Annotated in this window: 7 protein-coding genes and 1 pseudogene; 1 reads left to right on the forward strand and 7 read right to left on the reverse strand. The window is 75.3% G+C overall.

Annotated elements, in window-relative coordinates; translation table 11 throughout:
• Positions 1-9 precede the first annotated feature (9 nt).
• Entirely contained in the window at positions 10-3,273 is a 3,264-nt protein-coding gene (locus ACIBCT_RS05045; protein ID WP_399186067.1) for a hypothetical protein, read from the reverse strand.
• Positions 3,270-4,598, reverse strand: a complete 1,329-nt coding sequence (locus tag ACIBCT_RS05050) for an SWIM zinc finger family protein (protein ID WP_399186068.1) — start codon at positions 4,596-4,598, stop codon at positions 3,270-3,272. The genes ACIBCT_RS05045 and ACIBCT_RS05050 overlap by 4 nt, the downstream gene beginning before the upstream one ends.
• Positions 4,599-4,930: 332 nt before the next feature.
• On the opposite strand from ACIBCT_RS05050, the pseudogene ACIBCT_RS05055 reads away from it, so the two are divergent.
• Positions 4,931-5,110, forward strand: a pseudogene (locus ACIBCT_RS05055) (transposase); the annotation flags it as partial.
• 294 nt (positions 5,111-5,404) lie between these two features.
• Here the strand turns inward: ACIBCT_RS05055 and ACIBCT_RS05060 are convergent.
• The 5 genes from ACIBCT_RS05060 to ACIBCT_RS05080 are packed head-to-tail and all read right to left on the reverse strand — an operon-like array spanning position 5,405 to position 10,237.
• The gene (locus ACIBCT_RS05060) at positions 5,405-6,580 is read right to left on the reverse strand and encodes a M16 family metallopeptidase (RefSeq protein WP_399186069.1); all 1,176 of its coding nucleotides are present in this window, start codon (positions 6,578-6,580) and stop codon (positions 5,405-5,407) included.
• A gap of 1 nt (position 6,581) precedes the next feature.
• On the reverse strand, positions 6,582-7,802 hold the full coding sequence (locus ACIBCT_RS05065; RefSeq protein ID WP_399186070.1) for a M16 family metallopeptidase: 1,221 nt from the start codon (positions 7,800-7,802) through the stop codon (positions 6,582-6,584).
• Positions 7,799-8,698, reverse strand: a complete 900-nt coding sequence (locus tag ACIBCT_RS05070) for a phosphotransferase (RefSeq protein ID WP_399186071.1) — start codon at positions 8,696-8,698, stop codon at positions 7,799-7,801. Before ACIBCT_RS05070 ends, ACIBCT_RS05065 begins: the two co-directional genes overlap by 4 nt.
• Positions 8,695-9,276 carry a flavoprotein gene (locus ACIBCT_RS05075; RefSeq protein WP_399186072.1) on the reverse strand — a complete coding sequence of 194 codons (582 nt, stop codon included), beginning with the start codon at positions 9,274-9,276 and terminating at the stop codon, positions 8,695-8,697. Before ACIBCT_RS05075 ends, ACIBCT_RS05070 begins: the two co-directional genes overlap by 4 nt.
• Positions 9,269-10,237 carry an LLM class flavin-dependent oxidoreductase gene (locus tag ACIBCT_RS05080; RefSeq protein WP_399186073.1) on the reverse strand — a complete coding sequence of 323 codons (969 nt, stop codon included), beginning with the start codon at positions 10,235-10,237 and terminating at the stop codon, positions 9,269-9,271. Before ACIBCT_RS05080 ends, ACIBCT_RS05075 begins: the two co-directional genes overlap by 8 nt.
• Between the last annotated feature and the right edge of the window lie 184 nt (positions 10,238-10,421).

Below are 10,421 nucleotides of genomic sequence, written 5' to 3' on the forward strand. Positions count from 1 at the left end.
GTCGTCAGGTCATGACGGGGCTCCGGTGAGCTGGGCGTGAAGGCGCCGGCACTCGTGGACGAAGCGGATCGTCCGGCGGCTCCGCGCGAACTCGGCGACGACCGGGATATCCCCGCGCGCGCCGGTCCAGCGTGCCACGTCGGCGGCGAAGGCGACGAGTTCGGTGTGGGTCACGGTGATGCGCCGTCCCTCGCCCGGCAGCATCCCGGGCAGCAGGGCGCGCAGGATGCGCCACACCTCGTGGTGGCCGCCGGCGTCGGCCAGCTCGGTCAGGGCCGCGATGGCGGGGCGGGTCTCCAGCCAGGTGCGGCGCAGCACCAGCGCGAGCTGACGGCCGATCGCCTCGGCGGGCAGGTCGCCTCTGGCCGCCATCCGCAGGACCACCGGGATCGTCCCGGGCGCGCGGCTCCCCAGCAGGAAAGCGATGATCACCGCCGTCGCCTCGCCCACCGGCCCGTCGCAGGCGGCCAGGCCGGACAGTTCCGCCGGGGTCACGCTCGTGTACCACTGACCACGGAGCACGAACGGCAGCATGTTCACGGCCACCACCTCGCGGTGCGAGGGCAGCACGGCCGGCCACCCGCCCATCCCGTTGCCCATGTCCTCGCCCGCCCAGTCGGACGGCTGCCGCAGCAGCACCTCGTCGATCAGCTCGTCGCCGGTGGGCGCGGCCCGCAGCACCGGGGTCAGGCGGACCGCGGTGAAGTGCTCGGGCTCGCCGTCGCCGAACTCGGCCATGGACGCGCCCACCATGTGGGTCCACCGGAGACCGCACTCCGGGTCGGGCATGCCCTGCCCGGCCAGCCACTCGGCCACCCTGCGCGCCGCCGCGGAATCGATCTTCGCGGCCCGGTCGGCGGCGGCCGGGTGACCGCCCCGTGGCAGCCGCAGCAGCGCCTGCGCCAGATCGGCCCGCAGCGGTTCCACGCCCGCGGCGGCGCACGTCTCCAGCCGGTCGAGCAGCACGTCGGGGTCGAGGTGGCCGGTCGTCCACGTCGGCGTGGCCAGCAGCACCGGTGGCAGCGTGCCGGCGCGCAGGGCCCCGTACAGCTCCGCGTAGCGGTTGACGAGGAGGTCGGACGGCGGCGACAGACGCTCCGGGTACGGGAGCCGGTGCCGCCGCCGCCACTCGTGCACGGGAGGAAGCGGCTCGGGCTGGAAGGAGCGCAGCCGGGGCGGGACGAAGCCGACGGTGACCGCCACGAGCGGCTCGTCCGGGCCGGGCGGGGGCACCGGCAGGCCCTCGCGCATGGCCGTGATCCGGTCGGGGTCCACCCCCAGCTCGGCCATGCGCTCGTAGACGTCGTGCAGGACGTGCCACGGCATGGCCTCCACCGAGTCGTCGTAGAGGACTCCGGGCTCCACCGGGCGGCGCTCGCGGTGGTCCGGGAGGGCGTCGTCGAAGTCCCCATGCCCGTCGAAACCCCCGGCCTTGCCGGCCTCACCGGCCTCGTCCGCCCCGTCGGCCTCCTCCGGCTCGTCGGGGCCGGTGCCCGGTGCCCGGTCGTCGTCGGAGGGCTGTCCGTACAGGTGGACCCGGCCGCCTGCGAAGGGGATCGGCCGGCCGCCCTCGACGGCCACGGCCCCGGCCGGGCCGTCGTCGCTGGTCCAGGTGATGAAGACGACGCGGAACGGGGCGTCGTCGTCGAGGTAGTGGCCGGGGCGCCAGAAGCCGATCGTCGTGAACCGTCCTTCCGCCGGCTCCAGCTCGATCTCCTCGCCCCGGGCGAGCGGACGGACCGAGACCGAGTGACTCGCCCCGTCCCAGAACCTCTCCGGACCCATGGGGGGGATCTCCGGCAGGGTGCCGGGCACGACGAGCTCCTCGGCCAGCACGGCCTGCCACTCGTCGGGGCCGGTGATCTCGTCCCTGTCCGGCCGGTACCGCGTCCGCTGCTCGACGTGCGGCCTCAGCCTGCCGATCAGGTCCGCGCGGTCCTCCGCGGCCCCGGTGACGAACGCCGCCATCCAGCGCTCCTGGTCGATCCACCGCTCGTGCCGGCCCGGGAAGATCGACGGCTCGGGGAAACGCCCCGGTGAGGGCACCTGCGGCAGCGGCGGGAACCGTCTGGCCTCGATCAGCTCCTCGACGGCCCCCTCCCCGCCGAACCGGGCGGCGAGCCTGGCGCCCACGTCGCCGGGAAGGTCGGGGATCGCGTCGAGGATCGCCTCGGCGTGGCCGGCGAACAGGCCGGAGTGCTTCAGGGTGAGCTCGACCGCGCGGTTGCGCACGTCGAAGGACTTGTGCGCGTACGCCGTGATCAGCGCGGTCACGAGATCGCTGGCCGCCTCGGGCGTGGCCCGGATCGCCTGGTCGAGCCAGCGCAGGCCCGTGGCGGCGAGCTTGGCCTCGTCCCGGAAGGTGAGCGCGTCGACCGCCTCGACCAGGTCGGCGTGGTCGAGCGGCATCGCCCCGCGCACCTGTCCGGCGGCGACCTCGGCGACCGTGCCGGGAGCCGACGGCAACAACCGCAGGTAGTCGCGCAGGCGGGGCGCGGACTCCGCGGGCGTGGGGTCGAGGAGCATGTGCAACCGGACGAAGAACCGCAGGTCCTGCGCCTCGCCGCCGCGCAGGAAACGGCTCACGCAGCCGTCGAGCACCTGCTGTCTGGGCAGCTCGCGGGCGACGGCGGCCAGCCAGCGGGTCGGGCGGGGCTCCAGCCGCTCCTCGCGGAGGACGCGGCCCGCGCCGTCGGCGTCGAAGACGCGGGGCAGCAGCACGGGGGTCAGCGGGTCGTCGGCCACGCTCGGCGCGGCCAGCCAGGCGGCCACCAGCGGGTCGTGGTCGGGCGGCACCGCGCCGGACTCACGCAGCAGCGCCACGGCCAGCGGCGCGATGCGCTCGGCGGGACGGCGCACCCGCCGGGCCAGCCGGACCGCGACGTCACGACGCCACTCCGGTGGGCGGGTGGCCGCCACCCGGCACACCTGGGCGACATTGGGGTCGTCGGCCCAGCGGCGGTTGACGTCGCGGCCGGTCATCCACGTCACCGCGGCCGCCGGGCCGGTGATGACGCCGACACCGGTCAGCAGCAGCGCGCCGGCCAGCCTGTCGAGCAGGTCGCCGACCTCCCAGGAGGCCATCTCCTCGAAGTCGTCGGGATGCAGGGCGCGCACCTGCTCGGTGTGGACCCGGCGCAGCTCCTTGACGAGGCCGGGCAACCGCCCGCTCAGCTCGGCTCGCTCCTCCTCGGTGAGCGTGACCAGCCGGTCGGCCAGGCGGGTGACCTGGTTGCGGACGATCAGGTCGCAGATCTCCGTCCAGAGGGTCATCGGGGGACCTCCAGGGCGGCGCGGGCGACGATCCGGGCGGCCAGCACGTGTTTGCACGGCCCACGGGAGCCGCGATGGTCCCACCACCACTCGCAGGTGCAGGATCCGTCGGCCAGCGAGACCCGGCGCACGCCGCCCGGGGTGCGGACGGTGGCCAGCTCGCCTTCGAGGTGCACGGCGCCCGCGTCGACGAGCCTGCGCGCCTTGGCCAGCCGCGGGTTGAGCAGGATCACGTTGTCCTTGTCGTAGGGCAGCTCGCGGTGGAAGTGGGCGGCCTCCGCCAGGTCGTAGCCGACCCGGCCGGCGACGCCGAGCCGCGTCAGCGCGGCCCGCACCCGGTCGGCGGGCAGGCCCGCGCGGTCGGCCAGCAGGCCGATCTCGATCTCGGGCTCGAAGTTGAGCAGCATGCCCACCACGTCGGCGTCGTCCTCGGCCTCGTCGCCGGCCAGGTCGTCGAGCACCGCGCCCTCACCGGAGAAGCCGCGCCAGCGCTCGGGCGAGAGGGTGAGCGTGTAGCGCATGCCGGGCAGTTCCAGCTCCCAGGCGCTGGATGCGGCGTCGGCCGGGCCGTACACCCGCAGGGACTTCGCGAAGCGCAGCAGCGGCAGGAGGGTGCCGAGCCGGTTGGGGCCGGCGAGCTGGACCGAGCCCGGAACCTGATGGCCGGAGACCTTCAGCTCGCGTCCTGACTGCGTCACCCACACCGTGCCCTTCCTGGGCAGCCCGCGCAGGAACCGCACCGCCGTCATGCCGGTCAGCTCACCACGCTGGTCCATGCCCGAGGCGATGACCTGCACCTCGGCGAAGCCGCGCAACCAGCGCTCGGGCAGCGGCACCTTCTTCTCCACCACCGCGCCGTCCATCGTGGTCACGACCAGCTCGTCGAGCCCGACCCCCAGGTGCAACGGGTCCCGCGCGCCGATGCGCGCCAGCGCCTCCCGGAGCGGAGCGTTCACGTCGACGTTGGTGGTGCCCCGGTCGAACACCTCGCCGTCGAGCGCGCCGCTCAGCAGATCGAGCCGGGCGTACACGCCGCCGCAGGCCGAGAACGACTCGAACCGCAACCGGTCTCCGTTGCACGTCACCACCGGGTCGCGCACCCAGCCGGGCCGCGCCTGCGGCTGGTGGTAGCGGGCCAGCGCCACGTCGGCGACGCCGAGCAGGGCCGCCGCGGCGGGGGCCGCCCGGGTCACCACGCCGCTGAAGAACCGGGGGGCCACGGCCGGGCCGGACAGGGCCCGCCCGCCGGAGGTCGCCAGTCCGAGACGGCCGTCCACAAGGGAGGAGGGCGCGGCGTACGTGTACGCCTGCGTCGCTGAAGTCATGGCCGGGACGTTAGATCACCTCACCGACAAACCGGCGCGGCGGAAGCCGGTCGCCGGCGGTCCCCGGCGAACCCGGCGGTCCTCGGGGCATCGGGGACGGCCGGGTTCGCCGAGACGGCCGGGTTGGTCGGGACGGCCGGGTTGGTCGGGACGGCCGGGTTCGCCGGGGACCGCCGGGTTGGTCGGGACCGTCGGGTTCCCGGAGCGGGTTCCCGCCCGGCCCGCCCAGGAGCTGTTCGAGGTTCGGATCCATATGAGGGCCCGTAGCGGGCTGGTCGTGGCTGGTAGAACTCGGACGTGGCGCGTTTTGATGTGAAGGGTGCCGAGGGGCGTTGATCGAGCCGTATCTGTCGGTGGCGGTCATCGGGCCGCTTCCTCGGCGGGTGCGTGATCGGTTCGACGGGATCTTGTGGCGGTTTCGTACGGGATCTGGCCGGCGTGATGTGCCGGAGCGGTGTGGGTCTTGGTCCACGTTCTATTCCCGGTTCAGTGGCTGGGCCAAGGCCGGGGTGTTTCAGGGGTTGGTGGACGCGCTGCTCGTCGAGGCCGCTTTGCGTGGGCAGGTCGGGCTGGAGGTGGTCAGTGTGGACTCCACGATCGTGCGGGCGCGTCAGGAGCCGGCCGGGCCGGCGGTCGCCGGGGAGTACCCCGGCCTGCTCCAGAGCCGTCTTGAGCGAGAGCGTTCCCGTACGGCCGGAACCAGCCCCGATGACCTGTATGGCCTTTGGCCGTTTCCCCCGGAGACCGTGCGGCGGCTACAGGGGAAATGTCCATCATCGCCGGAGGCCGGCGAGGAGTCCCGCCGGTCACAGGGACAGGGGGGAGGCGAGCGTACCGGGGTCGGCGGCGACCAGGCCGGAGAAGCGCCCGGGCGCGAAGAAGTCCTTCGCCGCCGCCACCACGTCGCGAGACGACACGGCCGCCAGGCGGCGGGGGAAGTCGAGCAGCCACAGCGGGTCCCTGCCCTTGGCCGCCATGTCGGCGAGGGCAGAGGCGAAGGCCGCACGGGGGGCCAGGCGGGTGGCCATGGAGCCGAGCGCGTAGGCCCGGGCGGAGTCGATCTCCCGCTCGGTGGGAGGGTGCGTGCGCATCCGGCGCAGCTCGGCGGCCAGCACCTCGAGCGCGGCGCCGGTGGTGGCCGCCGCCGTGTCGGCCTCGATGGCCAGCAGTGCGCTGCCGGGGTGGGTGTCGAAGAAGGTCGTGACGCCGTACACGTAGCCCTTGTCCTCGCGCAGGCTCCTTGACAGCCGGGAGGAGAGGTAGCCGCCCAGCACGTTGAGGGCCAGGAAGAGGGCCGGATAGCGCGGGTGCCCGACCGTCACCGCCTGCGCGCGCAGGCGGACGCGCGACTGCGGCGCGCCGGGCCGCGGCAGCAGCGCGAGCCGGCCCCCCTCGATGGGGGGAAGCGGCGGCAGGGGCGGGGCGGGGCACGGGGGTGTCGGCCAGCCGGCGAGCGCCTCGCCGGCGGCGTCGGCCAGGCTTTCGGGGTCGTCCCGGCCCAGGATCACCAGGACGGCGCCGGACGGGTCCAAGGGCCGCTCCGGCCACCGCCCGACGTCCTCCTCGCTCACCTGGAAGGCCACCGGGTGATCGCCGAACAGGTGCCGCGCCAGCTCGTGCCTGACCGTGATGTCGGGGTGCGCGCGCACCATCTTCAGCTGGGCGGTCAGCTGCCCGCGCGCCGGCTCCACCTCGGCCTCGCCGGGTACCGCCCGCACCGCCTGCGCCAGCGCCGCCGCCAGCGACCGCGGCTCGGGGCCGTGGGCGGTGACGGTCATCTGGTGGACGTCGGCCGCCGCTTCGAGCTCCACGTCCGACTCCACGTCCTCGCGTCGCGACAGGCAGGCCGCCAGCAGCATGGACGAGGCCAGGTCGCCCCGGGCCGGGCAGGGCCGGGGCAGGTGCAGGCGCGCCTCGACCAGCGGGGTGACGCCGTGGCGCAGGGCCAGCACCCGCAGGCCGTTGGCGAGCGTACGGTCCACGTCATTCCTCCTTCGGGCGGACGGTGAGCAGCGCGCGCGAGTCCGGGCGCAGGCCGCGCGCCGCGGCCGCCACGTCCGAGGCGCTCACCCCGGCGTAGATCTCCGGCAGCCGCACGGCACGCGAGGCGTCGCCGAACAGCAGCTCGAAACGTCCCAGCAGGCGCACCCGGTTGGCGATGCGGTCCATGGACCGGTGATGGGAGGTGAGCCAGGAACTGCGGCAACGCCGCAGCTCCTGCTCGCCGGGCCCGTCGCCGGCCAGTGACTCCAGTTCGGCGTCCACGGCGGCCAGCACCCGCTCGGCGGGCACCTCCCTCGGGTGCACCGCGGTGAGCACCCACATGTCGGGGTCTCGGGCGTCGAGGAAGTCGAACAACCCGACACGCGCCGAGAAAGTGATGGTGTGTCCCGTCTCGCGGCGCAGGCGTTCGCGCAGTCGCGGCCTGCCGCCCCCGGCGAGCAGGCCCGCCAGGGCCGACAGCGCGACGTGGGCGCCGGATGCCGGGTCGGGCACCCGGTGGCCGACGGCGAGGGCCGGCAGCGGCGCGAGCCGGTCGACGTAGGAGGCCTGCCGCGGCCCGGCCGACGGCTCCCACCAGGAGACGGGCGCGGGGGCGGGCCTGGCGGGGATCTGCCCGAAGGTGCGTGCGACGACCTCCAGTACCGCCTCCGCCGAGACGTCCCCCGACACCGTGACTACGGCGTTGGCCGGGCTGTAGTGGCGTTCGAAGAAGGCCTCGCAGTCATGGAGGGTGACGCGGCGCAGGGACTCGTGGTCGCCGTACCCGTCGTGGGCGTTGGCGGCGTCGCGAAACAGCACCGGCGACAGCCTGGGCCAGGGAAAGCCGCCGTACGGTTTGCGGAGCTTCCCCAGGATCTCCTCGCGCACCACCGAGGTCTGTGCCCGCACGGCCCGCTCGGTGATCTTCGGGGCGCGCATGCGGGCGGCCTCCAGGGCCAGCACCCGGTCGAGGGCTTCGGCCGGGACGACGGTGTAGAAGTCGGTGTAGTCCTGCCGGGTCGAGGCGTTGCAGAACCCTCCGATGCCCTCCACCTGCTGGAAGTGCCCCTCGAACATCAGGTGCTCGAACAGGTGGGCGAGGCCGGGGAAGCCCTCGCCCCGGAAGCCGACGCCGTAGTGGACGGCGACGGCGGCCACCGGCGCGGAGCGCTCCTCCTCCACGACCACCCGCAGGCCGTTGCCCAGTGTCAGGCGCCTCATCGCCGGATCAACCGCCCGGCCCGCGCCGCGTCGATCACGTCGGCGACGATCCCGAGGTAGTCCAGCAGGATGTCGTGCCATTTGACGTACGCGGCGAAGTCGTGCACGTGGCTCAGGAAGCGCACCGTCGCGGCCCTGCCCACGGCGGCCAGGTCCAGGGGGCCGCCGTACCCGTCCAGCACGCGGCCGATGAGGGCGTCGTGGTCGAGGGTGGCGCGCCCGAACCGGCCGGCCAGCTCGCGAAACTCCACCAGTTCCCCGATGAGCCAGCCCACGTCGGACTCCGGCGCGCCGGCGCTCAGGTCCTCCCCGGTCAGCAGGGCGCCGTCGCGCTCCGCCGTCAGGGGCAGCAGGGTGCCCAGGCTGGGGGCGCCGTGCAGCAGCACGCGCGGCCGTGCCGGCGCGCACCACGCCGCGACCGCGGCGCTGCGGCCGGGGCCGAGGATGTCGGCCGCGTGCCGGTGCAGCCGGGGCGCGGCGCCGGGCCCGTCCCCGTCCTGCAGCCACGACAGCAGCCGCCGCGGGCCCTCGGGGGCCGGCAGGCCGCCCTGCGGGGCCGGCGTGCCGTGCAGCCGGGCGAGGGTCGCGCCGGTCTGCGCCAGGGTGTCGGCGATCCGGGCCGTGCCCGACGCGCCCCGCAGGAAGACGCCCGCCAGCGAGCCGGCCTGATCGGTCCGGTAGCTCACGCCGGTGCCGCCGCCCCGCTCGGGCAGCACGAGCCTGACCGGTCCTGCGGGCAGTGCCCGGACGGCCGCGAGCACGGCGGCGCCGGGCATGCGCATCGCGTCGCGGCGCTCGGGCCCGGGCCGCCGGGTCCACAGGTAGTCGTCCTCGCCGTGCCTGACGATCGTGGTGTGCAGGAAGCCGGTGCCGAACGACTCGATGATCTCGCTCATCGCTCCTCCCGCTCGCGCCGTCGCTCCAGCTGTTCGATCAGGGTGGACAGGGGAGCGGCCGCGAGGGCGTCGCGCTCCCTGGTGTGGGTGCTCAGCGTGGGCACGGGGTCGGCGACCACGACGTTGGGCCGGTCCTTGAGCGCCGCGAGGTTGCGCCGGTAGGCATAGGAGCCGGCCGCGCCGGGCGGCAGGGCGGGCGCGATCCCGATCAGCGCCGACGTGCACTGCAGCGCCAGCAGGGCGGGAGTGTCGCCGCTGCCGCCGGCGAACCGGCTCAAAAAATGGTAGGTCGCCGGGTAGACCAGGACGGTGTCGGGCCAGCTCGCGTACTCCACGTGCGGCGAGCCCGGCTCCGGGTCCTGCGGCCAGACGTCGAGCGGCACGTCCCTGCCGGTGATGGCCGCGACCGACTGCCGGGTCACGAAGCGCTCGGCGCTTCGGGTCAGCACCACCCGGACCTCCAGCCGCGGGTAGCCGTGCCGCAGCCAATTGAGCCAGTACGGCAGGAAGGCGGCGCCGAGCGACCCGGTGGCGAGCACGAGCAGGCGTTCGGCGCCGAAGGGCGGCGCGCTAGTCATCGGCGCCGGCCATCGCGTCGAGGATCTGCTCGGCGTCGGCCAGCGCGGCCTTGTACCCCTCGGTCCGCATCACCCCCGCCGGGTTGAGAACGATCTCCCCGACGCCCGCCTCGCGGTAGCCGCGCAGGCGCTCGGCGACCTCCTGCGCCGTGCCGTACACGTAGACCCCCGCCTCCACCAGGGCGGCGGCGCCCGCGCGCGGGTCGGCCGGATCGGCGCTCACCCCGGCCCGCCTGAGCATGTCGGTGTAGTGCGGCGCCCGCAGGTGGTGCCCGGCCCCGGCTTCCGCGAGCCTGCGCGGGTCGCGGCCGACGTCGGCCAGCGCCACGTGCACGACGGCCGCGACGCGAGGCGGCGCGCCGCGGTGCGCCGCGCCCTCGGCCAGGGCGGGGATCAGCGTGTCGCGCACGTAGGCGGGCGGCGTCATCCAGGTGATGGCCACGTCCGCGACGGCGCCGGCCTTGCGTGCCATGCCGGGGCGCAGCACGCCCAGGCCCACCTCGACGGGGGCGTGCCTCATCGGGGGCAGCCCGCCGCCGCCGGCGGCGTACGCCTCGCGGGAGGTGGGGGGGATCTCGCCGTCGAGGATGGTGCGCAGCGCCCGGGCATAGTCGGCCGCGGCCGTCGCGGGCCTGTCGTAGGGCGCGCCGCGCAGCGCCTTGACCAGCTCCGCGGTGGCGGCGCCGTACCCGGCGACGACCGGCCTGCCGGTGAGCACCGCCAGGCTGCGCGCCTGGGCCGCCGCCTCCAGCGGGTGGCGCAGCGGCATCAGCGTCACCCCCAGCCCGGCCGCCACCTTGATCCCCCGGCCCGCCAGGTAGGCGATCGTCTGGTGGGACTCGGCCGCCACCGATTGCCCCAGCCAGAGTCGGCCGGCCAGGCCGCTTCTCACCAGTTCCCCGAAGGGCACGACCACATCGGGATGCGGGGGCTGGAGCGGGAACAGCAGTGCGGGAGCCATGAACCCTCCTAGGTGTGTGTCGCCTCCCGAGCCGTGGGGGGGGGGGGGGGGGGGGGGGGGGGGGGGGGGGGGGGGGGGGGGGGGGGGGGGGGGGGGGGGGCGGGGCGGGGGGGGGGGGGGGGGGGGGGGGGGGGGGGGGGGGGGGGGGGGGGGGGGCGGGCGGGGGGGGGCGGGGGGGGGCGGG

Origin of the sequence: Streptosporangium sp. NPDC050855 (assembly GCF_044456585.1) — a bacterium.
Taxonomy (GTDB): Bacteria; Actinomycetota; Actinomycetes; order Streptosporangiales; family Streptosporangiaceae; genus Streptosporangium; species Streptosporangium longisporum.

Coding starts and splice junctions, on each gene's coding strand:
- ACIBCT_RS05045 (WP_399186067.1), bottom strand. CDS start 3,273: ATGACCCTCTGGACGGAGATCTGCGACCTGATCGTCCGCAACCAGGTC.
- ACIBCT_RS05050 (WP_399186068.1), bottom strand. CDS start 4,598: ATGACTTCAGCGACGCAGGCGTACACGTACGCCGCGCCCTCCTCCCTT.
- ACIBCT_RS05065 (WP_399186070.1), bottom strand. CDS start 7,802: ATGAGGCGCCTGACACTGGGCAACGGCCTGCGGGTGGTCGTGGAGGAG.
- ACIBCT_RS05070 (WP_399186071.1), bottom strand. CDS start 8,698: ATGAGCGAGATCATCGAGTCGTTCGGCACCGGCTTCCTGCACACCACG.
- ACIBCT_RS05075 (WP_399186072.1), bottom strand. CDS start 9,276: ATGACTAGCGCGCCGCCCTTCGGCGCCGAACGCCTGCTCGTGCTCGCC.
- ACIBCT_RS05080 (WP_399186073.1), bottom strand. CDS start 10,237: ATGGCTCCCGCACTGCTGTTCCCGCTCCAGCCCCCGCATCCCGATGTG.